Genomic DNA, 23612 nt, shown 5'->3' on the forward strand with positions numbered 1-23612 from the left:
CGTCCCCCTCGCCTCGCCGGGAGGCTCCGCCTGGAAGCCTCGCGGGAGATCACGCCGGGAGGCTCGCCGGGAAGCGGGGACGGGTGCGCGGCGCGGGGCCTCAGCCGAGGGCGCTCTGGGTGTTCTTCTGCAGCCGCTCCAGGAGCGTCTTCGGCTCCGTGGTCGTCAGGTTCTGCAGGCCGGCGTCGAAGTCCGCCAGGACGCTGTCCATCTTGGGGGCGTTGACCGGGCCCTGCGCGTACGCGGCGCCGTCCACGAACGGCACGTCCTCGGGGAACGCCTGGGCGAAGGCGTCCTTGGCCGACTGGCGGGACGGCATCACGCCGAACGCGCGGGCGAACGCCATCTGCTGGTCGGCCTTCGTCATCGCCTCGACGAAGGAGATGGCCTGCTCCTTGTGCTTGCTCTTGGCCGCGATGCCCCAGCAGTTGGTGAAGGACAGCGTGCCCTTGCCCTTGGGGCCCGCGGGCAGCTCGTGCGCGGTGTACTTCAGGTCGGGGTAGTCGGCCTTGATGGCGCCCTTGATCCAGTTGCCCTCGATGGTCATGGCGGCCTTGGCCTTGCCGAACGCCTCGCCGCTCCAGCCCGCGTCGAGCTGCTTGGGCGTCTTGGCCAGGCCGTCCTTCAGGAGCGACTTCACGTAGTCGAGGGCCTCGACGTTCTCGGGGCTGTCCGCGGTGGCCTGCTTGCCGTCCGGGCTGATGATCCAGCCGCCGGCCTGCACCATGAAGGCGCCCATGCGGTCACGGGTGTCGCCGAGCGCCAGCGGCACCATGCCCTTGGCCTTGATCTTCTTGGACACCTCGGTGAGCTGGTCCCAGGTCGTCGGCACGTCCGCCTCGGCGAGGCCCGCCTTCTTCCACAGGTCGTCGTTGACGATCAGCGCCAGCGTGGAAGTCCTTCGGGACGCATTGAACTCCTCCCCGGCCTGAAGGCCGGAGGTTCTCCCGTCGCGTCGTGGTCAAGCGGCGCGCGGGGGTTGACGCTTCGCAGACCGGGCAGCCCCGAGGTCTCCACGTCCTGACACCACAGTCCCTGCGGCGTTGCGAATGTTGATCGCGGCGTTGGTATCGGCATGCCCGGTCCACCCGCATCCCGGGCTGGCGCACGAGAACCGGGCGCCAGCCCGGGAGGCCGGGTCGCGGTGCCCGCACCGGTGGCAGGTCTGCGAGGTGCCCGGGGCGGGCACCTTCACCACCAGCCCGCCGCGATCACGGGTCTTGTACTCCAGCAGGGCGACCGTACGGCCCCACGCCTCGCCGCTTATGGCACGGTTCAGCCCTGCCTTCTGCCTCACGTTCCGGCCGGGTCGCTCGATCGTGCCCGTGGCGGAGCGGACCATGTTCGTGATCTTCAGATCCTCCACCACGACCACGCCGAAGGTGCCGGCGAGTTCGGTGGTGGTCTTGTGCTGCCAGTCCACGGCTCGGCGCTTGGCTGTCGCGCGGGCCTTGGCGATCTGGTCGTAGGTGCGGGTCAGCCGTTTGGACGTGGGCCGGCCGGGAATGCGGGCGGCGCGCTGGCGGGCGGATTTCTTCTCCAGGCGGCGCAGGTGTTCTTTCTCGCCGCCGGTGAGCCAGGGCCCGTGCTCACGCGGGGTGCCGTCCGACAACGCCAAGGCGACGTTGATTCCCCGGTCGATCCCGACCTGCGGGCCACAGTGGCAGACCGGGGCAGGCACCTGGCGTTCTGTCCGGAACACGATCTGCCAGCCGAAGGCATCCTTGACCAGGCGGGCTCCGGTGATCCGCCCGCCCGGGCCGCCCTTGGTGACGCCGGGCAGGTCCTTGGTCCACCGGAACCGCACCCGCCCGGCCTTGGGCAGATTGACCGCACCCCACCGCCGGTTGACCCGCTTGATCTGCAGATCGCGGGCCTGGGGCACATCCACAGCCAGCCGGGACCGCAACCGGGCCTTGAACGCCGGGCGCCCCGCGGGGTGATCAGGGTCGAAGAAGTTCATCCACGCCTGCCGGTAGCTCTTCAGCACCGCCTGAGCCGCCTGGGCGGGCAGCCGGCCCATCCAGTCGATCTCACGACGAGCCACCCGGATCGCCTCGTCGCACTCCTTCAACGTCGCCAACCGGCCCTGCCGGAAGGTGGCGTACTCGTGCAACAGGTTCCACAGCGCGCGGGCGGTGTGCGCCTGACCGTCCAGCACCGCCGCCTGGGCCACGCTCAACTCCAGGCGGGCCACATGCGCCCGCGCCTGCTTTACCTTCTCCACACCGTGATCGTATCGCTTCGTTGCGTCACCGGGATGGAAAACGAACCCCGATGTACGCAGCGGACGCCGGCGACGTTCGTCTGCAACCTTCACGCGCACTTGGTGTTCGTCACCAAGTATCGGCAGGGAGTGTTCACAAACGAGATGCCGGCCCGCTGCGAGGAGATCATGCGGGAGGTGTGCGCGGACTTCGAGGTCGAGTTGCGTTGAGTTCAACGGCGAACACGACCATGTCCATCTGCTGATCCACCACCCGCCAAAGGTCGCCCTGTCCAAACTGGTCAACAGTCTCAAGGGCGTCTCGGTACGGCTCCTGCGCAAGGCGTATGCCGCGCATGTCCGCAAGTTCCTGTGGGGTGGACACTTCTGGTCCGGGTCCTACTTCGCCGGATCAGCCGGCGGTGCACCGCTCACGGTACTCAAGCAGTACATCGAGCAGCAGTAACGCCCACTGTGACCTGCGGGTGAAGGCACGCTCGCGCCCTAGCGGGCACTCCCGCGCGGCCTTCACCCCCGGCCCGAAGGCCAGAGCACTGGCCCGCATTTCGGTAGAGAGAATGTTTCGCGAGGCGATGCGACGGTCATGTCACGGGCGGCATCCCAATGACGTCCCCTCGTTCCCCACTGTTCTTCCCGCGGAGGCCCTACGGTGTTCGACGACTTCGACGACTTCGACGACTTCGACGACTTCGACGACGCGGTGACCCCCGAACCCGCCGGTGCGACGAACCTCCCAACCTCCCTCCCCGCTCCCGCCACCGCGGACGGGCACCGGGAGGGCGGGGCGGCCGTGCCCGGAAGGGATGCCGTGCCCGGCGACGGTGAGGCCCCGCGCCGCTACCAGCCCTTGCTGCACGACCTGGTGATCGCCGTGCTCGCCCCCACCAGCGCTCTCAGCGGCGCCGACGGCCAGATCCGTCCGGGCGGCGTGCAGGGGCTCTTCCACGCGGACGTCCGAGTGCTGTCCCAGGCCACCCTCCTGCTGGACGGCCGCGAGCCCGAGCCGATCGCCCACGCCCTCACCGGCCCCGGCGGCGCCCGGTTCGTCGTGCTGCCCCGCTGGCTCGGCGACCCCGGCCCCGACCCCACGGTCCGCGTCGACCGCACTCGTCAGGTCACCGCCGAGGGCATGACCGAGACCGTCGAGATCGTCTCCGCCGTCGACGCCCCCGTGACCACGACCGTCACCCTCGACCTGCGCTGCGACTTCGCCCCGATCGAGACGGTGAAGTCCGGCGGCGCCGCCTCCCCGTCCCCGGCGTGGACCGACCGCCCCGGGTGCCTCGCGTGGGAGTCCGAGGACGATGTGCGCGTCACCGTGACCGGCGACGGCGCCCACGCCGACATCAGTGCCCCCCGCCTGCGCTGGGAGGTCACCCTCGCTCCGCGCGGGCGGGTCACCCTGCGCTGGCAGGCCGAGGTCGACGACCCCAAGGCCGTCGTCACCACCCCCGCCCGTCCCGTCGAATGGGGCGCCGCCCGGGTCACGGCCGACGACCACCGCCTGACCCGCCTGTTCGACCGGTCGCTCGACGACCTGCGCTCGCTGCGCCTGGCCGAGGTGAGCGCCCCCGACGACACCTTCCTCGGAGCGGGCGTGCCGTGGTTCCTCACGCTCTTCGGGCGCGACAGCATCTGGGCCGCCCGTATGCTCCTGCCGCTCGGCACCGACCTCGCGGCGGGCACGCTGCGCGTACTCGCGCGTCGCCAGGGCGTCAAGCTCGACCCCGCGTCGGGCGAGGCTCCCGGCAAGATCATGCACGAGCTGCGGCGGTACGAGTTCGTCCTGGCCCAGCACGGCATGCGCCTGCCCACCGCCTACTACGGCACCATCGACGCCACGCCGCTGTGGATCAGCCTCCTGCACGACGCCTGGCGGTGGGGCATGCCCGAGCACGAGGTCGCCGACCTGCTCCCGGCCATGGAGGCCGCCCTCGAATGGCTCGCGGGCGACGCCGACGCCGACCGCGACGGGTTCCTGGAGTACATCGACACGACCGGCCACGGCCTCGCCAACCAGGGCTGGAAGGACTCCGGCGACTCCGTGCGCTTCCGCGACGGGCGGCAGGCGGAAGGCCCGATCGCCCTGGTCGAGGTGCAGGGATACGCCTACGAGGCGGCCAGGCTCGCGGCGGAGCTGCTCACGGCCTTCGGACGCCCCGGCGCGGCCCGCTGGCAGGAGTACGCCGAGGCGCTGTCCGACCGGTTCCGTGCCCACTTCTGGGTCGACGGCCCGCACGGAAGGCACCCGGCCCTCGCCCTCGACCGCGACAAACGCCCGGTCGACGCGCTGACCAGCAACATCGGCCACCTGCTCGGCACCGGGCTGCCGTCGCGGGAGGAGTCCGCGGCCGTCGCCGCCCTGCTGGGCTCGCCCGCGATGGCCGAGGGCTTCGGCCTGCGCACGATGTCCTCCGGCGACGGCGGCTTCAGCCCGCTGTCCTACCACTGCGGCTCGATCTGGACGCACGACACCGCCATCGTGATCGCGGGCCTCGCCCGCGCGGGGTTCGGCGCCGAGGCCGCCCGCCTGGCCGAGGGGCTGCTCGCCGCGGCCGAGTCCTTCGATTACCGCCTGCCCGAGTTGTTCTCCGGCGACGCCCGCGACGCCGTGATCCGCCCCGTCCCCTACCCCGCCGCCTGTCGGCCGCAGGCGTGGTCGGCCGCCGCCGCGGTCACGATCGTCCAGGCGGCCCTCGGCCTCCACCCCGACGTCCCGCGCGGCACGGTCACCCTGCGCCCCCTGACGGGCACCCCCCTCGGCGCCGTCACCGCCAAGGGCCTCAGGGTGGCCGGGGCCGAGGTGACCGCCGCGGTGGACGCCACCGGCCGCGCGACCGTGTCCGGCCTGCACCCCGAGCTCACCACGATCACCCAGGACCTCTTCCCGAACCCCGACGACCTCCTCCCGGCGGGCTAGGGCGGTTCGGCCGAGCATGCCGACGGACCCAGAAATGTAACTGAAACCCGGGGGAATGTAACCAGCGTGTGGTTACATTTATCGGGTGGACCAGGATCTGGACGAGCTGGTCGCACGGCTGCGTGCGACCAGAGGTGACTACGACGACGTCGAGGTGAAGTCGGCCGCGGGTGGACTGCCGCAGTCGCTCACGTCGACCCTAAGTGCTCTTGCCAACCATCCAGGCGGTGGGACGATCATTCTCGGCCTGGACGAGGCGACCGGCTTCCGGCCGGTGCGGCTCTCCGACCCGCAAGCCCTGAAGCAGGGGTTGGCAGGCAAGGCGCGCTCTTTCTCGCCTCCCGTCCGGCTTGCCATCCGTGACGCGGAGGTGGACGGCATCCCGGTCATCGTCGCCCGCGTCCATGAATGTGATCCGTCGGCCAAGCCGTGCCGGGTCGCCGCGTCGGGTGTGGCCTACATGCGGGGCCACGATGGCGATTTTCCCCTGTCCGCCCTCGAGCAGCAGGCGTTCCTCGTCGCTCGGCAACCACCCCTGTTCGACCGCAAGCCTGTGGAGGGCGCTGCCCGGGAGGACCTGGACGAGGAGCTCGTCGCCGCCTTTCTTCGCTCCGTCCGGGAGCGGGATCCTCAAGGGCTGGGCCGGTTCAACGAGGATGCCGAGTTGCTCCGGCGCGCGGGTGTGACTCTCCCCGACGGCACCCCGACGGTCGCGGGGGTGCTGGCCATGGGAGTGCATCCCCAGGAGTGGTTCCCCCGGTTCGTCATCCAGGCTTCGGCGGAGCCATTGTCATCGGATCCGGCGGGGGCGCGAGCCCGTAATCAGACGACGATCAGCGGCCCCATTCCTCGGATGCTGGACGCCGCCATGGCATGGGCGAGACGGGTCTTCGACACGACGATCGTGTCCACACCTGATGGCACGGTTCATGATCGGCCCACGTACCCCTACGTCGCCTTTCGTGAGATCATCGCCAACGCTCTTCTACATCGCGATCTTGATCACTGGTCGGAGGGCATGGCTACAGAGGTGAGGCTCCGCCGGGATCGGCTGATCGTCTCCAACCCGGGGGGGCTGTACGGCATCACGGTGGAGCGGCTCGGCAGGGATGCCGTCACCTCAGCACGTAACGCCCGCCTGGTCGCGATCTGTCAGCACGTTCGCACCCCGGAGACCGGTGCACGAGTCGTCGAGGCCCTGGCGACCGGAATCCCGATCGTCAACCAGGTGCTCGCCGAGGCCGGGCTTCGGCCCGCTCACTACATCGATGCCGCCATTCGTTTCACGGTCGTGATCCAGCAGGCGGTGCCCCCTATGCGGCCAGGCGAAGACCTGAACCAGACCGAACTGCGCGTTTACGACGCCCTGGCGGCCGGCGGCCGCAGCGCGGCCGAATTGAAGCACGAACTGAGCCTGTCCGCCCCCAATGTGCGCAAGGCGTTGCGCGAGCTGAGGTCGAGAGGGCTCGTGGAACAGCTGGGCGGACCGGGGCGGCCCACCACCTATCGAAGACTCACGGATTAGCCTTCGACTCGGCTTGCCGTGACTGCTCTGACCCCAGAGCCCGATCAAGGGAGCGGTGTCGTCGAGTCATGTGAGCCGGTAAATAGGCGGCCTTTCCTTAGTTGCCGGTGGGCGGGCGTGGGTAGATGTGCCTGCGTCGAGCCGCTCATCTCCGAGGGGGTCCCCTGTGGCCGTGCCGATGCCCGTATCCCCTCGTGGTCCGCGCAGGCCGTGGAAGGCGGTGGTCGGGGGAGCCATCGGCAACATGGTCGAGTGGTACGACTGGTTCGCGTACGCGAGCTTCGCCACGTACTTCGCGGCCGCGTTCTTTCCCGAGGGGAACGCGACGGCGCAGTTGCTGAACGCGGCGGGCATCTTCGCGGCCGGGTTCTTCATGCGGCCGGTCGGCGGGTGGCTGCTCGGGCGGTACGCCGACCGCAGGGGGCGCAAGGCCGCGCTCGCGCTCACCGTCACGCTGATGTCGCTGAGCGCCCTGCTCATCGCCGTCGCCCCGACGTACGCGCAGGTGGGCTACCTCGGCGCGGTCGTGCTGCTCGTCGCCCGCATGCTCCAGGGTCTGTCGGTGGGCGGCGAGTACGCGGCGAGCGCGACGTACCTCACCGAGGCGTCCCATCCGCGCAGGCGCGGGTTCTCGTCCAGCTTCCAGTACGTCTCCATGACCATCGGCCAGCTCATCGGCCTCGGCCTGCTGATGGTCCTCCAGCGCACGCTGAGCGACGCGGCGCTGCACTCCTGGGGCTGGCGCGTGCCGTTCGCCGTCGGCGCGGCCGGGGCCGCCGTCGTGTTCTACATCCGCCGCGGCCTGCTGGAGACCGAGGCGTACGAGGAGGAGAGCGGCGGCGGGGACGAGCGGCGCGGGACGATCCGGCTGCTGCTGGAGCACAAGCGCGAGTTCGCGCTGGTCATGGCGCTGACGATGGGCGGCACGGTCGCCTACTACACCTACACCACCTACCTAACGAAATACCTCTCCAATACCGCCGGGCTGTCGAAGTCGGACGCGACGCTCGTCGGCTTCCTCGCCCTCACGATCTTCTGCGTGCTCCAGCCGCTGGCCGGGGCCCTGTCGGACCGCGTCGGCCGCAGGCCCCTGCTGATCACGTTCGGTATCGGCTCGATGCTCGGCACCGTCCCGATCATGACCGCGCTGGCGGGGGTCACCACCGCGGGCGCCGCGCTCGCCCTCTCCCTGGTGGCCCTGGTGATCGTCACCGGCTACACCTCGATCAACGCGTGCGTGAAGGCCGAGCTGTTCCCCACGCACGTGCGCGCGCTCGGCGTCGCCCTGCCGTACGCCATCGCCAACGCCCTGTTCGGCGGCACGGCCGAGTACGTCGCGCTGTGGTTCAAGAACGCCGGCGTCGAGTCCGGCTTCTTCTGGTACGTCGCCGGCTGCGCCGCGGTGTCGCTCGTCGTCTACACGACGATGCGCGAGACCCGCGACGCGGCCCTCACCCGCTCGGACCGCGGCGGCGACATCCCCCAGCCCGCCTGAAGGGGGCGGCGGGCGGTCCAGCGCGGCCCGTCTCGCACGCTTATATCACCCCATTATGTATTCGTCCATGTCGTCCGTGACCTGCGGTTCGGGGGTTGATACTCGGTGTAAGAATGGTTGATCGAACAAAGTGCCGATCGAGCCGCATTTCCGTACGGTAGAGATCATGGCCGGGGGCGTGAGACAGGACGGGCGGTTGTGCGGTACGACGGAAGGTGTGACGGATCCCCCTCGCACTACCATCTCGGCTTACCGGAATGCTTTTGGTGTGCTCGGTACCGGAACGGTTGAGATGGACGATGGTGAAGGCCGCATGCTGCCGGCCGCCGTGTGCCGATTGTTCGACGACGGCGGCGGCGGGCGCACGCTCTCGGTGGATCTCCCGCCGGGATCGCTGGTGTGGCCGGATCCGACGTACGCGCGGTTCCCCGCGCGCCGGCGCCCCGCCTTCTGGCTGAGCGAGACGCCCGCGACGGGGGCGCTGTGGACGCGGCTGCGCCTCGAGCACCCGAGGTCCGGCCTGTGGCCCGTCCTGCTGGAGGATTCGGTCCAGCCGTGGTCGGTCGGCCAGATCGCGCCGGACGCGGCCGCCGAGATCGACAACTACAACGTCGGCGCGTTCATGGACGAGGTCTGGTCCGACTGGATCGAGAAGGCGCACGAGGACCAGATCGAGATCCTCGACCCCTTCGGCCCGGTCTGCCCCGGCCCCGCGGATCCCGGCGAGCTGAAGACCGACCCCGACACCCTCGCCGACCGGTACGCGGCAATGCTGGCCGAGCAGGGCACGCCGGTGGGGCTCGCCGCGGTGCAGCGCGGGGCGGACGCGCTGGCCGTCATGGGATGGCAGGGCGCCCTGCACCACAACGAGTGGAACGTCCCGCTCGCCGCCGTCGTACGGAGCTGGGAGGACCGCTTCGCCGCCCGCCTGGTCGGCATGGGGTTCAACACGCTGGAGCTCAGCGTCGCCGCGCCGCCGCAGACGCCGGCCCACGCCGTGCACGTCGCCGCCGAGCACTGGGCGTTCTGCCCCGACGCGATCGTCCAGGGCGCGGGCACGCTGATCGACTACGCCGAGCAGATTGTGGGCAAGTACACCTGGTCGTTCTGGTGGGACTGATACTCCGCACATTAATCGGCGTTCATCGACAAATGCTGCTAAATACCACTGTCCGTGTCGACACACTTGCACCTCGAAGTCAGTTCATGTCAGGACAGCCGTATGAAGCCGAACGGCCACCCATGAGATGATGTCCGCGTGCTTCGCCGGATCTCGGCGTGACGTAATCGGGGGCGGGGGCAGGCCACCGTCGTCGGGCGAGCGGTCACGCGCGCGTGCGAGGCCCAGTGGTAGCCCTATCAAGAGCAGCAGGAGGTCCGCATGACCGCCAACGCACCGGAGCCGGAGGCCGAGACTCCGGACGACGAGCTGAAGCGCAAGTTCCGCGAGGCCCTGGAACGCAAGCGCCAGACCCAGGCGGAGTCGAACGCCGCCGCCCGGGGCAAGAACGCCTCCAAGATCGCCGGCGCCCACGGCCCCGCGTCCGGCAAGCGCTCCTTCCGCCGCAAGAGCGGCTGACCCCCGGAGCCACTTTCCCGCCCGCGAAAGGCCCGTCCTCAGCGAAGCCTGAGACGGGCCTTTGCGCTTCCCGGAACCGGCCCCGGCGCCCGCCGGAGGCCGCGGACGGCCCATGCCGCGGCCGTGCCGAAGACCGCGGCGATGACGAGCCCCGCGATCAGATGGAAGAACCCGGCGCCCCAGAAGTCCTGGAGCACGAAGACGCGGATGTCTTCGAGGCCGCTGCGCGCGAAGTCGTCGTAGATGCCCTCGGCCCGCCACACGCGGTCGATCGCGGTGCTGGTGCGGAACAGGTAGTAGCAGACCAGCACGAACGGGTACCAGACGAGGTATTCGACGATCGCGTTGTAGAACGCGGCGGCGACACCGGCGCGCATGGACCGGCTCCGGGCGGTCGCGACCGCCGCCGCCACGACGGCGGAGGCGACGATGCCGATGACGATGACCCACCCCACGGTCGTGCTGGCGTCGGTGACCGCGGAACTCAGGTACTCGGACAGCCCCACGACGCCGTACAGCACTCCCGTGACCGCACCGGTCACGGCGCCGGTCCGTAGGGCCAGGGGCGGGACGCGGCCGGCCGACAGTGGTCCCCGCCAGATCATCAGGACGCACAGGGCCTGCGCCACCGCCACGGCTGCCAGCGCCAGGACCCCGCCGTGCCCGAGCGCTTCGGGAGTATGGACGAGCCCGAAGGCGGCCAGCAGGATCTCCGCGACCACGACCAGCACGGCAAGGGGGACGATCCGTATCGTCGTGCCGGGCATCTCATACCGTCCGCGCGTTCTTGGCAGCCCGCCGGGCTCGGGCGATCAGCCCGCCCGTCACCGACAGCCCCGCGCCGGCAACGCCGAGGAAGATGGTGAGCGCGGCCAGGGCGAACAGAAGGTTGACGTTGACGTAGGCCCGCATGGATGTCATTCCGCTGTGCGCCAGGCCGTCGATCTTGGATTGCTGCCGGCCGATGGTGTCGAGGAAGACGTTGTCGATCACCAGGTAGGTGGTGACGGTCAGCGCGCCGACCAGCGCGCCGGTGATGGCACCAGCCGCGGCCAGGCCGCGCAGGCCTGTGGCGGTCCGGGCGGCCAGGACTCCGGTGAACGCCGGAGCCGCGAAGACGCAGAGATAGGAGACGAGCACCGCGAGGCCGTCATCGTCGTCGGTGGCGGGAAAGACCAGGTTGGACAGCACGATCTCCACCGAGAGCGCGCCCCACACCACGAGGGCGACGAGGACGCCGCGTCGTACGGCCGTGCGTGTGTCCCTGGTCATCCGGGCCTCCTTGGCGAGGTGGGCGTCGAAGGCTCCGCGCAGCAGATCCGCGCCGACCGACAGGCGCGCGCGGAGGGACGTCGGCCCGAGGTCGTCGATCAGGCGGCTCATCTCGTCGCCGTACCGGCGCCGCCATCGCGGCGGATACAGCAGGATCAGGCGTTTCACGCGAACGCCTCCAGTCGCGTGAGCCCGGTGGCGGTCACCCGGCGCGCGTGTTCCAGGTAGGACCGCAGCGCTTCGGCTCCCGCGGGCGTCATCCGGTAGGGCCTGCGCCGGTCCGTCTCCGGCAGGGCCTCGATCAGCCCGCGCCGTTCGAGGCGGCCGATCGCCCCGTACAGGGTTCCGGGGCCGAGGGTCGTCTCGGCGAGCCGCTCGATGTCCTTGATCAGCGCGTACCCGTGTTTCGGGCCGCCCGCGAGGCTGGTCAGGATCAGCACGGCCGGATCCGCGAATCTCCCAAGCCCGTCCATGCTCTCCTCTATCTATATCGTGCGACGTTATATCGTGCGACGTAATAGTAGGAGAGCGCGCACCACCGCCACAAGACCCCGCGTAACGGGCACGGCACCGCTGCGAGGCCGCGCGGATCACGCTCGAAAAGCCACCGGCGGCGGTGGGCGTCCGCTCAGCGGAAGGCGTCCAGGCCGGTGAGGGCGCGGCCGAGGGTCAGGGCGTGGACCTCGGCGGTGCCCTCGTACGTGGCGACCGTCTCGAGGTTCACCATGTGGCGCATCACGGGATACTCGAGGGTGATGCCGTTGGCGCCGTGGATGCTCCGGGCCGTGGCGGCGACGCGCTGCGCGGCGCGGACGTTGGCCAGCTTGCCGAAGCTCACGTGCGCGTGGGTCGCCAGGCCCTCGTCCTTCAGGCGGCCGATGCGCAGGGCGGTCAGCATCGCGTGGTTCACGTCCACGAGCATGTCGGCGAGCTTGGCCTGGGTGAGCTGGAAGCCGGCGATCGGCCGGTCGAACTGCACGCGGTGCTTGGCATAGTCGATCGACGCCATCAGGCAGGCCCTGGCCGCGCCCGCGACGCCCCAGACGATGCCGTACCGGGCCTCCGACAGGCACGACAGCGGCGCCTTGAGCCCCTCCGCGTCGGGCAGGATCGCGTCCCCGGGCAGCCGCACCCCGTCCAGCACCAGCTCGGAGGTGATGGACGCGCGCAGCGACAGCTTCTTGTGGATCACATTCGCGGAGAACCCGGGCGTGGAGGCGGGCACCAGGAACCCGCGGATGCCCTCGTCGGTCGCGGCCCAGACGACCGCGACGTCCGCCACCGAGCCGTTGGTGATCCACATCTTGGTGCCGTCCAGCACCCAGTCGCCGCCGTCGCGGCGGGCGTGGGTGCGCATCGAGCCGGGGTCGCTTCCCGAGTCGGGCTCGGTGAGGCCGAAGCAGCCGAGCGCGTCGCCCGTCGCCATGCGGGGGAGCCACTCGTCCTTCTGCTCGGGGGACCCGTACCTGTGGATCGCCGTCATCGCCAGCGACCCCTGGACGGAGACGAAGCTGCGCAGCCCGCTGTCCACGGCCTCCAGCTCGCGGCAGGTCAGGCCGTAGCTGACGGCGTTCGTGCCCGCGCATCCGTACCCGGTCAGGTGCATGCCGAAGACGCCGAGTTTGCCGAGCCCCTTGGCCAGCCCGCGCGGGTCGGGCAGCGTCCCGGCGTCGTACCAGTCGGCGACGTGCGGCAGCAGTTCGGCGCTCGCGTAGTCGCGGACGGCGTCGCGGATCGCGCGCTCCTCGTCGGATAGCTCGCGGTCCACCTCGAGAAAGTCGTGGGCGTTAATGCCGATCACCGTCCCGGGTTCGTGGGGGTGTTTCGTACCCTCCTGTTAGTCAGAAGCCAATCACAGCGCTTCCCGCCCCCTCCAACGCCCCCGGCGAAGCGCCGGGCGGGGTCCGCGGCAGCGCGCCACGAGACCCCGTCCGACGGCCGGCCCTCCGGGAAGGCGTGACTACCGCGCGCCTGCCGCCGAAGCGCCGGGCCTCTCCGCCTCCGGGAGACCGGGAACCTCGCGGTTCGGGGTCGCAGCCGCCTGCCCGGCGGCCGCCGGCTGCGGGGCCGACGCCTGGATCGTCACCGGGTTCCGATGGCCGGGCGGCCGCGGCAACTGGGGCCGCGGGTACGGGACGGGGGGGTGGTGATGGTGGTGATGCTTGCCGTACCACCCGTAGGGCGGCCAGGCGGGCGTCGGGTACGGGTACGGGTTCGGATACGGATACGGATACGGGTACGGGTACACCGGCAGGACGACCGGCTGGTTCGGCGTGGTCACGGTCCCGTCCGGGACGCATTCGTACTGAGGGCAGGGCGTGGTCAGGCACTGCTTGGGCGCATACACACAGACGTAGCCCTGCGGGCACATAACCTCGGCGCAGCCCTGCGGCGCGCACGCGGGCCGCAGGGCCGGAGCCGCCACGGCCGGCGATGCCGCCGGCCGCGCCGACACCGCGGGCGTGAGGCGTGCCGCGTGGGCCGGCGCGGCCACTGCGGAGAACGTCAGCCCGGCCATGGCGGCCGCGATGACGAACGCTTTTCGGAACATATTCACCCGACTTTCCTTCGGTTGATCCATGGATTCACGGGCGGAAATGCGCAGGACATCGCATGGAATCGTAGGGCATTTGGTGTGTCAGCCTTTCGACCTACCGCGATGCTCGCATTATGTGGCCGTCGTACGTCGGAGGCGGCGAGCGTGGGAAGGCCAGGAATTGGTAAGAATGGCGGTCGTCGTCCAGGCTCGGCGAGCCTGCCCGCCTTCGCGGACGCCGCCACCGGCATTTCCCTGCAAAGCGGGACATTTACGGGGGTGCGGAAATGTCCGCCGGTAGCCGTACGGCGACCGGCGCCCTGACGAATTTTGACCCGAACGGACGCGGCGCGCCGAGCGGCACGGCGATTACGCCGGACGGGTGATCGTTACTGTCGGATGGCGAGTGAAACTCACGACGGCGACGATCTTTGAAGGGATGCGATATTCATGCGCCGCGCACGCGGATTTCACAGGATCAGGGGACGGGCCCCGCACGCGCTGATCGGGCTTGCGTTCCTCAGCGCTTCGATGGCAGTGGCCCCGGCCGCCCAGGCCGGTACGGTCACCATGCGGCGAACCGCGATAGAGGTGACGGTTCCTCCAGGTGCGAGCGCCATCCCGGGCCAGTACATCATCAGGCTCAAACCGGGCGTCCTCGTCTCCGGTGTGATGAGCCCGCTCGGTATACGCCCCCTCTACACCTACGAGCACGTGATCAACGGGTTCACCGCCCGGATGACGACCGCGCGGCTCAACGAGATACGGACGCATCCGGCGGTCGCCGCGATTGAACAGGACGCCGTCGCCACGGCCCTGGACGTCCCGGAGGGCCCCGCCGCGCCGGGCACGCGCGTTCCTCCGGTGGCGCCCACCACGTCCTGGGGGCTCGACCGGATCGACCAACGCCGTCTGCCGCTCAACCGTTCTTACAACGCCGCGCACACCGGTGCCGGGGTGACCGCGTACATCGTCGACAGCGGCATCGACAAGACCAACAGCCAGTTCACCGGCCGCGTCGTCCCCGGGTACAGCACGGTCGGCGACGACAACGGCACCAACGACTGCCTGGGCCACGGCACCATGACCGCCGGCATCATCGGCGGCGCCACGTGGGGGGTCGCCCGCGCGGTCAAACTCTCCCCGGTACGAGTCCTCGGCTGCGACGGCACCGGCGCGTACTCCCAGATCATCGCCGGCCTGGACTGGGTGGCCGCGCACGCGGTCAAACCCGCGGTCGCGAACGTGTCCCTCGGCGGCCCGAAATCGGCCGCGACCAACGCCGCCGCCACCGCGCTGGCCGACGCGGGGATCTTCGTCGGCGTGGCCGCCGGGAACAGCGGCGACGACGCGTGCGACTACTCGCCGGCCGGCGCTCCCCGGGTGCTGGCCGTCGGAGCGTCCGCCATCAACGACACGCTGTCCGTCTTCACCAACGTCGGCCCGTGTGTCGGCCTGTACGCCCCCGGCACCGACATCGTCTCGGCCAGGCTGGGCGGCGGCAGCACACAGGGCAGCGGGACCTCCTTCGCCGCGCCCTACGTCACCGGAGTCGGCGCGCTGTTCAAGCAGACATATGGGGACTATCCCACGGCCACCGTCAACAAGTGGATCAGCGACGCGTCCACGAGCGGTGTCCTCACAGGCCCCTACGCCGCCAACAGTCGACTGCTGTACTCCGCGGGGCTGTAGCCCCTTCCCCATTCGTGCCCGGCCCGGCCGGCACCGCGGGCGCCCGGCATCGAACGCCTCGAACGCCCGCCCGAAAGATCCGCAACGCTGCTCTTCAACCCATCGGAGGAAATCGTGGGACCACGTCTCAGTCGTGTGGCCTGCCTCGCCGTGACCCTCGCCGCGACGGCCGGGCTCTGGCAGACGGCCGCCAACGCCGCTTCGGCCGCCGACGACCCGCCGCCGAAGGACTCCGCCGTCACTTCCGGAACGCCGCAAACCGCGCCGTCCCCCCGCGCTCTGGTACTTCTCATCGGTCAGGGGCAGGACATCGTACCGGCCGCCACCGGCGTGGTGCTGCAGTGCGCGCCGCAGCAGGGCGGCACGCATCCGCGGGCGAGCGAGGCGTGCGCGCTGCTCGGGACGGTAGGCGGCGACCTGCGCAAGCTCAAGGCCCCCGAGGGGCGGGCGTGCCCGGCGATCTACGCGCCGGTCACGGCGGCGACGGCCGGCGTCTGGGACGGCCGCCTCGTCACGATCGTCCGTACCTTCGGCAACAACTGCGAGATGCGCAACACCCTCGGTCCGGTGGCCGACCTCCCGTCGTGAACGCGTGAGCGAGGGCTCCGGCCGGCGCCGGTCCCCTCCGCGTTTCCGTGGAATGTCCGGCGGTCCCGCATCCGGCCGCTATTCGCTTCATTAATTCAGGCAATTCGCTACAGGTGTCGTTATGGGTGCTCTGGCGGGCGCCCCGGAATGGCCGGGCAAAGAATCGCGCGGCGCCGGGCAGGGAAGTTCGCCGTGTCGGAAATGATTGGGCATCGAGAACTCCATCACAGAAATTCTTCGTCGTGCAGGTGCTTTTCACGGGCCCTTGGGAAGAGAGCGGAAGTGGCTATGCTGATGAAACGGACCCTGCTGGGCGGCGCGCTCGGCGGGGTCGTCCTCCTCTACTCGCCCGCTCCGGCGGGCGCGGAAACAACGACCATCCTGCCGCCTGATCGTGCGGTGGGCGACCATACGGGAATGGGCATAAGCGAACAAGCGCGTGCCGGGGTCCCATCGACCCCTTCGTGGCTTTTCGCGGGTCCCGCCGACTGTATTCCCTATCTCTGCGCGGTGCCGTCGGGTATGGCCGTCCAATGGGTCGAGTCGCCCGAAACCGTCCGCGCCGAGCCCGGGACCATCCCGCTCTGCAGATGGCTTCACGTGCCCGAAATCCTCTGCAAGGTGCCCCCCGGGCCTCGCGGCCCCGCGGGTCCGCCCGGACTTCCGGGCCCCGCGGGTCCGCCTGGACTTCCGGGCCCCGCGGGCCCGCCTGGACCTCCGGGTCCGCAAGGACTCCCCGGCCCGGCGGGGGCCGACGGCGCGCCAGGACCCGCCGGTCCCGCGGGTCTCCCCGGCCCCATAGGCAGGCCTGGTCCTGCCGGCCCTCCTGGAGCCGACGGCCCTGCGGGTCCCGCGGGCCCACCTGGCCCTGCCGGCCCCGCCGGTCCTCCCGGAGCGGACGGCGCCGCGGGTCCCGTAGGTCCGCCCGGCCCGCCCGGGGCCGACGGCGCTCCAGGCCCCGAAGGCCCTGCCGGGCCCGCCGGTCCTCCCGGGCCCGCCGGCCCCGCCGGTCCTCCGGGGGTCGCCGGTCCTGCGGGTCCTGCGGGTCCTGCCGGGGCCGATGGCGCTGACGGCCCCGCGGGCCCTGCGGGTCCTGCCGGGGCGATTGGACCCGTTGGCCCTGCGGGGCCTGCCGGTCGTCCGGGGGCCGACGGCGCCGCCGGTCCTGCCGGTCCTCCCGGTCCGCCGGGAGCAGACGGCGCTACCGGTCCTGCGGGGCCCGCCGGTCCTACGGGGCCTGCCGGTCCTCCCGGCCCGCCCGGGGCCGACGGCGCCCAGGGCCCTGCCGGTCCGCCTGGACCACAGGGACCGGCGGGGCCGCCCGGTCCCCAGGGTCCTCCCGGCCCGCCCGGAACCCCGGCGGCGCAGGTGGTCTCCAAGGGGCCTGGTCAGATCCCGGTAGCGTTCGTGACGTATCCATGCGCCAGATCGATCTACTCCCCGTGCGGCTGATCACCGCCGAACGGATGAGATGACCGAAGGGGTGCGCACGGCACACCGCCGGTGCGCACCCCTGTCGGTGCGAAGGTCATCTGATCGGGCCCATTCGGCATGGGAATCGGCACACCAGGGCCATCTAGGCAATTTCCGCCGATGCGGCACTCGCTATGACAGATACGGCGCCAATAAAAAATGCGGCCCCTTACGGGGCCGCCCAGTTGGCCGTAACCAACTTCGTGTACCCCCATGATATCTACGCCCGGCGTGGCAGGCCAACGCTGGAGGTGCCGCGCTCGCCCTGCTGATGTTCGCCATTGGTAGCTACGCCCGCGCGCGAAACGGGGTGAATTGGCGGTTCCGGGGCGAGCGCCGCCGGGCCAAGGAGCGTGAACATCGGGCTGCAGGACAGCGGACGCCCGCCACGCAGGGCGGTTTCGCCGCCGCCATCACGTGATCTCAGGCCGTGGTCACCGTGCCGAGGACGTTCTTGGCCGGTTGTAGGGTCAGGGCGGCCTTTGCCGGTAGGGCGCCGGGGTCTACGTGCAGGGAGAAGCGGCGGGCCACCGTTGCCAGTACCAGGGCCGATTCGACCAGTGCGAAGCGGGCGCCGGGGCAGGCGCGCGGGCCGCCGCCGAAGGGGAACCACGCGTGGGCGGGCAGGACGGCGTCGAACTCCTCGGTCCAGCGCTCTGGCCGGAACGCCTCGGCGTCCGGGAACCAGCGCGGGTCGCGGTGGGTGACCCAAGGGCTGGCGTAGACGCGGCTCCCCGGGTGGATGCGCACGCCGCCCACGGTGGAGCGGTCGGTCGCATGGCCGTACACCAGCCACACGGGCGGGTAGAGGCGCAGAGTCTCCTTGATCACCTGCTGGGTGTAGGTCAGGCGCGGGTAGTCGTCGTGGTCGGGGAAGCGGTCCCCGAACACCTCGCGGGCCTCCGCGACGAGCCTGGCCCGCACCTCCGGGTGGCCGGACAGCAGGTACCACGCCCAGGTCAGCGTGGTGCCGGTGGTCTCGTGCCCGGCGATGTAGAGCGTCACCGCCTCGTCGCGGATCTCGCGGTCGGTGAGCGACCGGCCCTGCTCGTCCCGGGCCGTCAGCAGGCGGCTGATCAGGTCCTCGCGCTCCCCGGCGGTCCCCTTGTGTTCCCTGATGAGCCGGAGCACCTCGGCGTCCAGTTCCGCGATGGCGGCTTTGAGACGGCGTCGTCCGGGGGTGGGTGCCCAGCCCGGCACCATCGAGGCGAAACCACCCAGTTCAGCCCCGACCTCCCGCTGGGCGACGTCCATGGTGCGGGCGACGGTCGCCTCCTGTTCGGCGGTGTCGGTGCCGAACAGCGTGCGCACGGCGATGCGCTGGGTCAGCTTCAGCATGCTCCGCCGGACGTCGAGGCGTTCGCCCACCGTCAACCCCTCGGCGAACTCCTCGGCGCATTGCGCCATCGTGCGCGCGTAGGCCCGCACCTGGCGCGGACGTATCGCGGGCTGGACCAGGGCACGCTTACGCCGCCACTCGTCCCCCTTGCTGTTGACCATCCCCTCGCCGTGCAACAGGAGGAAGGTGGGCGGCATTTTGGCGTGCTCGAAAGTGCTCTCGGCGCCGCCGAGCAACTCGCCGACGTGGTCGGGCCTGGAGAGGAACAGGCACCGCTGCCGGCCGAGCCGCCATTCCACCATGTCGCCGTGGTCGTCGCGCAGTCGCGTGAAGAAGGCAAGCGGGTCCCTGGCGAACTCCGGCAGATTGCCCAGTAGCGGAACTCCGGAGGCCGTCACCGGCCGGACCGGTTCGGTGAAGACAGGGGCGGTGGGCACGGACATACGGTCCTCCGATAAATGAACGCCGCTCACCCCCACTATCACCGCGCTTTACGATCTACACAAGCCTGATTTGTCAGGAAATCAAACCCGCGCTAGTCAGGCCGCCCGGCGCAGGCTTACGGCGTGGACGCTGGGGGGCGAAGGGCGCGGGAGCCCCTGGGAAGGACCGGCTGAGCGGAGCGAGGACCTTCTCCCGGGAGCGCTTTCGTCGGTTTCGCCGTGTCAGTCGTCGAGGGATTGGCGGCGCTTTGATCTTGGGGTTACCAGGTTCTTCAGGGCTCGGTCGAAGGCGCTGCCGAAGGGGTTGTCCTGGACGAGGTACGTCCAGGTGGCGGTGGGGCGTTTCAGGCCGCTTTCCGCGGCGTCCAGGCCGCCCTCGGCGGTGATCGTCGCCGTCTCGAAGGTCTCGACGGAGCGGCGCTCGACCTCCTCCAGCAGGTGCTTGTACGCGGCCACGCCCTCACGGTGGAACTCGTCGATGGGCTTGAGCTTGTGGCCGAGGCCGCGCAGGTGGATGCCCTCGCGGACGTCGGACATGAAGCCGAGGTGCTCGGTCCAGCAGCGGTCGAGGTGGAACAGGACGATCTGCCGCGCGGCCTCCCGCAGCGCCGGTTCGCCGGCCTCGGCGACCAGTTCGTCCCAGCGCTCGGGACGGGCGGCGGCCAGCGCGTCCCCGGCGGCCTCGCCGCGCAGCACCTTGTCACGCTGTTCGAGGACCTGCGCGCGCTGCGTTTCGAGCAGCCGCGTGTAGCGCCAGGTGTTGCGGTGGATCTCCAGGTGGGTGCCCTCGGCGACCCGCTGGGCGTGGCCGACGATGTACCCGGCCCGCTTGCTGCGCACGACGCCGGTCTCGTCGTCGGCCGGCGGCAGGGACTCGTGGGGCGCATAGTGGGTGATCAGGTCGTCCTCGAGGCTCACGTAGAACACCGAGCCGCCGGGGTCTCCCTGACGCCCGGCGCGGCCGCGGAGCTGGTCGTCCAGGCGGCTGCTGGCGTGCCGGCCCGCGCCGATGACGTACAGGCCGCCGAGCTCGGCGACGCCCTCGCCGAGGCGGATGTCGGTGCCGCGCCCGGCCATCTGCGTGGAGACGGTTATGGTGCCCTTCTGGCCGGCCTGGGCGATGATCGCGGCTTCCTCGGCGTCGTTCTTGGCGTTGAGGACGACGCACTCCAGGCCGTCGCGGCGCAGGTCGTCGGCCAGGCGCTCGGACTCGGAGACGTCGAGGGTGCCGATGAGGATGGGCCGGCCGGTCTCGTGCACGCGGGCGATCTCGTCGACCAGGGCCATGCGCATGTCGACGACGTGGCCGAACACGCGGTCGGGCTCGTCGGCGCGGACGTTGGGCCGGTTCGGGGGGATGACCGCGACCTTGAGGGAGTAGAACTCGCGGAGCTGGTCCTCGACCGCGACCGCCGTACCCGTCATGCCGCATATTTCGGGGTAGCGGCGGATGAGGCCTTGGATGGTGATCGAGTCCAGGATCTCCCCGGTCTCGCTGGCCGCGAGCGCCTCCTTCGCCTCGACCGCCGCCTGCAGGCCGTCCGGCCACCGCTGCAGCGTCGCGACCCGGCCCCGGGACTGGTTGACGAGCTGGATGCGCCCGTCGCGCACGAGGTAGTCGACGTCGCGGGTGAGCAGCGCGTGGGCGTGCAGCGCGAGGTTGACCTGGGTGAGGACCTCGGGCGTCTCGTACAGGTTGATGCCGCCGAGGGCCTTCTCGACCGCGTCGGTGCCCTTCGCGGTGAGGAAGACGTTGAGGCCCTGGTCGTCCAGTTCGTAGTGGTAACCGCGCGACAGGCGCCGGACCAGCTCGGCGGTCTCGGCCGAGTCCAGGCCGGGGTCGGCGGCGCCGGCCAGCACGAGCGGGACGCGCGCCTCGTCCACCAGCACCGAGTCGGCCTCGTCGATCAGCGCGACCTCGGGCTCGGGGACGATGACGTCGTCAGCGGACGTCGCGATGCGGTCGCGCAGCACGTCGAAGCCGATCTCGCTCACCGAGGCGTACATCACGTCCTTGGCGTAGGCCTCGCGGCGCTCCTCCGGCGTCGAGGACTGGCTGATCCAGCCGACGGACACGCCGAGCGCCTCGTACAGCGGGCCCATCCACTCGGCGTCGCGGCGGGCGAGGTAGTCGTTCACCGAGATGACGTGGACGCGCCGCCCGCGCAGGGCGTGACCGGCCGCGGCGATCGCGCCGGAGAGCGTCTTGCCCTCGCCGGTGGCCATCTCGGCGACCTGCCCGGACAGCAGGGCCAGGGCGCCGACGAGCTGCACGTCGAACGGGCGCATGTCGAGAGTGCGCCGGGCGGCCTCTCGCGCTATCGCGCAGAACTCCGGCAGATCGCCCATGCGAGGCGGCGGGAGCTCGTCCAGCTCCCTGAGCCGATCCTCATGCGCGCCGGCCTGGGTGGCCGTGCGTTGAAAAGGGCTGATGTTTGCACTTCCCGGGCGATCCAGGAGGTTTCTAATCAACTGCGATATCGAGGCCACATTCCCTCCAACGCCAACTACTGTACCGGCGTTCCCGCGATTGATCACTCATGCTCTGTGCGCGGCGACGTCCCGCCGCGCCGCGCCCGGCCGCGTGGAGAGAGGAACCTCCCGAATGAAGAAGGCGAGGACGAACCCGACCGCGACGATCGGCGCGACGTATAGGAAGATCGGCGGCAGCGCCTGCGCGTACGCCCTGGCTATCGCCGTGCGCACCGGAGGCGGGAGGTGGTGCACCATCTGCGGGGTGATCGCGTTGACGCCGCGCACCGGCAGCCTCGTCCCGCCGGCCGCGATGGCGTCCGACAGGCGGTGGATGAAGACGGCTCCCACGAGCGAGGTGCCGAGGGACGCGCCGGTCTGGCGGAAGTAGTTCACGGCCGAGGTCGCCGCGCCCACGTCCCGGTGGTCGACGGAGTTCTGGACGATCAGCACGAGCGTCTGGAGGACCATGCCGAGGCCGAATCCCGCCACGAACATGTAGACGCCGTTGACCAGCATCGAGGAGTCGGCCGTCATCCGGGACAGCAACACCAGGCCGACGGCCAGCAGTCCGAGGCCGAGGATGGGGAACAGGCGGTAGCGGCCGGTGGCCGAGATGACCCGGCCCGAGCCGATCGACGTGATCGTCATGCCCGCGACCATGGGAAGCATGAGCAGGCCGGACCGCGTGGCGCTGGCGCCGTTCACCATCTGCAGGAACGTCGGCAGGTACGCGATCATGGCGAACATGCCGATGCCCACGAACACCGACACCGCCGCGGGCACGGCGAACTGATTCTCGCGGAACAGGCGCAGCGGGATGATCGGCTCCGCCGCCACCCGCTCGGCCAGCACGAACCCGACCGCGAGCACGATCGCGCCCGCCGCCAGGCCGATGATCACCGGGGAGTTCCAGGCGTACTCGGTGCCGCCCCAGCTCGTCACCAGCACGACGCAGGTGGACGTGCCCGCGAGCAGCGCCGTACCCAGGATGTCCAGCTTGTGCTGGATATTGGGCTTCGGGAGCTTCAGCACGACGGCGGTGACCACCAGCGCCACCAGGCCGAGCGGCAGGTTCACGTAGAAACACCAGCGCCAGCTCGCGTGGTCGGTGAAGAACCCGCCGATCAGCGGGCCGATCACCGACGACAGGCCCCAGACGGCGCCGATGATCCCGGTGTACCGGCCCCGCTCGCGCGGCGAGACGAGGTCGGCCACGATCGCCTGCACGCCGATCATCAGACCGCCCCCGCCCAGCCCCTGAAGGGCCCGGAAAGTGACCAGTTCCGGCATGTTCCGCGACAGCCCGCACAGCGCCGACGCGATCAGGAAGATCACGATGGCCGCCTGGAACACGATCTTCCTGCCGAACAGGTCGCCCAGCTTGCCGTAGATCGGCAGGCCGATGGTGGAGGCGAGGATGTACGCCGTGACGATCCAGCCGATGTGCTCCAGGCCCTTCAGATCGCCGACGATCGTCGGCAGGGCCGTGGACACGATCGTCTGGTCCAGGGCCGCCAGCAGCAGGGCGATCATGAGCCCGCCGAACACGAGGTTCCGCTGCCGGGGGTTCACCTGTGATCGTTCGACGTTCATCCACACCGCCTCTCTTCCGGGGCCGGATGGTCTTTCCAGCGTACGTAGCGGGATAACCTTCGTGCCGATTCAACCACCGGTTGCGTCCGCCACACCCCGCGTGGTGATCGCCGGGCCCGGTCGTGCCTGCGCGGTCGTGCCTGCGCGGTCGTGCCTGCGCGGTCGTGCCTGCGCGGTCGTACCTGCGCGGTTGTGCCTGCGTGGTTGTGCTCGCGCGCTAGTGTGACGTGCCCGCGCCGCCGTCCTTGCGTGACTCGCCGAAGGCCGGCAGAGCCACCGAGCCCGCGCCCGCCGCCGAGGTCGCACTCAGACGCTCACCGAGCAGCAGGACGCCGATTTGTTCGTATCGGGTGCCGCGCTCGCAGCATGGGACACACCCGAGTCACCGTTCACGTGGGCATGGGCATGGGCGAACGCGCGCCGCGGTCGAGGGCGGGAGCCCCTTCCCCCTTGCG

The 23612-nt window shown here is 70.5% G+C and carries 20 protein-coding genes; 9 read left to right on the top strand and 11 right to left on the bottom strand.

Annotated features, from left to right (window positions below):
* Positions 1-100 precede the first annotated feature (100 nt).
* Positions 101-889: an extracellular solute-binding protein gene (locus AB0H21_RS06050; protein ID WP_358513026.1), complete on the bottom strand. Its 789-nt coding sequence runs from the start codon at positions 887-889 to the stop codon at positions 101-103.
* A 72-nt stretch (positions 890-961) separates the two neighbouring features.
* Entirely contained in the window at positions 962-2227 is a 1266-nt protein-coding gene (locus AB0H21_RS06055; protein ID WP_358512446.1) for a transposase, read from the bottom strand.
* On the opposite strand from AB0H21_RS06055, the gene AB0H21_RS06060 reads away from it, so the two are divergent.
* The gene (locus tag AB0H21_RS06060; protein ID WP_358512449.1) at positions 2198-2437 is read left to right on the top strand and encodes a transposase; all 240 of its coding nucleotides are present in this window, start codon (positions 2198-2200) and stop codon (positions 2435-2437) included. The genes AB0H21_RS06055 and AB0H21_RS06060 overlap by 30 nt on opposite strands.
* Positions 2346-2672 (top strand): IS200/IS605 family transposase, encoded by a 327-nt coding sequence (gene tnpA / locus AB0H21_RS06065; RefSeq protein WP_358513028.1) that lies wholly within the window; start codon positions 2346-2348, stop codon positions 2670-2672. The genes AB0H21_RS06060 and tnpA overlap by 92 nt, the downstream gene beginning before the upstream one ends.
* Here the strand turns inward: tnpA and AB0H21_RS06070 are convergent.
* On the bottom strand, positions 2619-2771 hold the full coding sequence (locus AB0H21_RS06070; protein WP_358512452.1) for a hypothetical protein: 153 nt from the start codon (positions 2769-2771) through the stop codon (positions 2619-2621). The two genes, tnpA and AB0H21_RS06070, sit on opposite strands and share 54 nt — an antisense overlap.
* A gap of 105 nt (positions 2772-2876) precedes the next feature.
* On the opposite strand from AB0H21_RS06070, the gene AB0H21_RS06075 reads away from it, so the two are divergent.
* From AB0H21_RS06075 to AB0H21_RS06095, 5 genes are all read left to right on the top strand, one after another.
* Positions 2877-5147, top strand: coding sequence for a glycogen debranching N-terminal domain-containing protein (locus AB0H21_RS06075; protein ID WP_358512455.1), 2271 nt, complete (start codon positions 2877-2879; stop codon positions 5145-5147).
* Between the two features lie 85 nt (positions 5148-5232).
* Positions 5233-6672 carry an ATP-binding protein gene (locus AB0H21_RS06080; RefSeq protein WP_358512457.1) on the top strand — a complete coding sequence of 480 codons (1440 nt, stop codon included), beginning with the start codon at positions 5233-5235 and terminating at the stop codon, positions 6670-6672.
* Positions 6673-6850: 178 nt separating this feature from the next.
* Positions 6851-8167, top strand: a complete 1317-nt coding sequence (locus AB0H21_RS06085) for an MFS transporter (RefSeq protein WP_358513030.1) — start codon at positions 6851-6853, stop codon at positions 8165-8167.
* 292 nt (positions 8168-8459) lie between these two features.
* Entirely contained in the window at positions 8460-9287 is an 828-nt protein-coding gene (locus AB0H21_RS06090; protein WP_358512460.1) for a DUF4253 domain-containing protein, read from the top strand.
* Between the two features lie 261 nt (positions 9288-9548).
* A complete protein-coding gene (locus AB0H21_RS06095; protein WP_358512463.1) occupies positions 9549-9746 on the top strand; it encodes a DUF5302 domain-containing protein in 198 nt (65 codons plus the stop codon).
* A gap of 38 nt (positions 9747-9784) precedes the next feature.
* Here the strand turns inward: AB0H21_RS06095 and AB0H21_RS06100 are convergent, their stop codons facing one another.
* The 5 genes from AB0H21_RS06100 to AB0H21_RS06120 form a co-directional block, all read right to left on the bottom strand.
* Positions 9785-10513: a hypothetical protein gene (locus AB0H21_RS06100; RefSeq protein WP_358512466.1), complete on the bottom strand. Its 729-nt coding sequence runs from the start codon at positions 10511-10513 to the stop codon at positions 9785-9787.
* 1 nt (position 10514) lies between these two features.
* A complete protein-coding gene (locus tag AB0H21_RS06105) occupies positions 10515-11186 on the bottom strand; it encodes a hypothetical protein (RefSeq protein ID WP_358512469.1) in 672 nt (223 codons plus the stop codon).
* Positions 11183-11491 carry a PadR family transcriptional regulator gene (locus AB0H21_RS06110; RefSeq protein WP_358512472.1) on the bottom strand — a complete coding sequence of 103 codons (309 nt, stop codon included), beginning with the start codon at positions 11489-11491 and terminating at the stop codon, positions 11183-11185. The genes AB0H21_RS06105 and AB0H21_RS06110 overlap by 4 nt, the downstream gene beginning before the upstream one ends.
* 155 nt (positions 11492-11646) lie before the next feature.
* Positions 11647-12810 (bottom strand): acyl-CoA dehydrogenase family protein, encoded by a 1164-nt coding sequence (locus tag AB0H21_RS06115; protein WP_358513032.1) that lies wholly within the window; start codon positions 12808-12810, stop codon positions 11647-11649.
* Positions 12811-12978: 168 nt separating this feature from the next.
* Entirely contained in the window at positions 12979-13569 is a 591-nt protein-coding gene (locus AB0H21_RS06120) for a hypothetical protein (RefSeq protein WP_358512475.1), read from the bottom strand.
* Positions 13570-14085: 516 nt separating this feature from the next.
* On the opposite strand from AB0H21_RS06120, the gene AB0H21_RS06125 reads away from it, so the two are divergent.
* A complete protein-coding gene (locus AB0H21_RS06125; protein WP_358512478.1) occupies positions 14086-15246 on the top strand; it encodes a S8 family peptidase in 1161 nt (386 codons plus the stop codon).
* A gap of 114 nt (positions 15247-15360) precedes the next feature.
* Positions 15361-15834, top strand: coding sequence for an SSI family serine proteinase inhibitor (locus AB0H21_RS06130; protein ID WP_358512481.1), 474 nt, complete (start codon positions 15361-15363; stop codon positions 15832-15834).
* Positions 15835-17730: 1896 nt separating this feature from the next.
* Here AB0H21_RS06130 and AB0H21_RS06135 read toward each other — a convergent pair.
* The 3 genes from AB0H21_RS06135 to AB0H21_RS06145 all read right to left on the bottom strand — a co-directional run bounded on the left by AB0H21_RS06135 (position 17731) and on the right by AB0H21_RS06145 (position 23157).
* On the bottom strand, positions 17731-19083 hold the full coding sequence (locus AB0H21_RS06135; RefSeq protein ID WP_358512484.1) for a cytochrome P450: 1353 nt from the start codon (positions 19081-19083) through the stop codon (positions 17731-17733).
* A gap of 228 nt (positions 19084-19311) precedes the next feature.
* Positions 19312-21438, bottom strand: a complete 2127-nt coding sequence (secA2, locus tag AB0H21_RS06140; protein WP_358512487.1) for an accessory Sec system translocase SecA2 — start codon at positions 21436-21438, stop codon at positions 19312-19314.
* A 189-nt stretch (positions 21439-21627) separates the two neighbouring features.
* Positions 21628-23157, bottom strand: coding sequence for an MDR family MFS transporter (locus AB0H21_RS06145; protein WP_358512490.1), 1530 nt, complete (start codon positions 23155-23157; stop codon positions 21628-21630).
* Positions 23158-23612: the final 455 nt, after the last annotated feature.

The sequence above is a fragment of the Sphaerisporangium sp. NPDC051011 genome (genome assembly GCF_040653595.1).
Lineage (GTDB): Bacteria > Actinomycetota > Actinomycetes > Streptosporangiales > Streptosporangiaceae > Sphaerisporangium.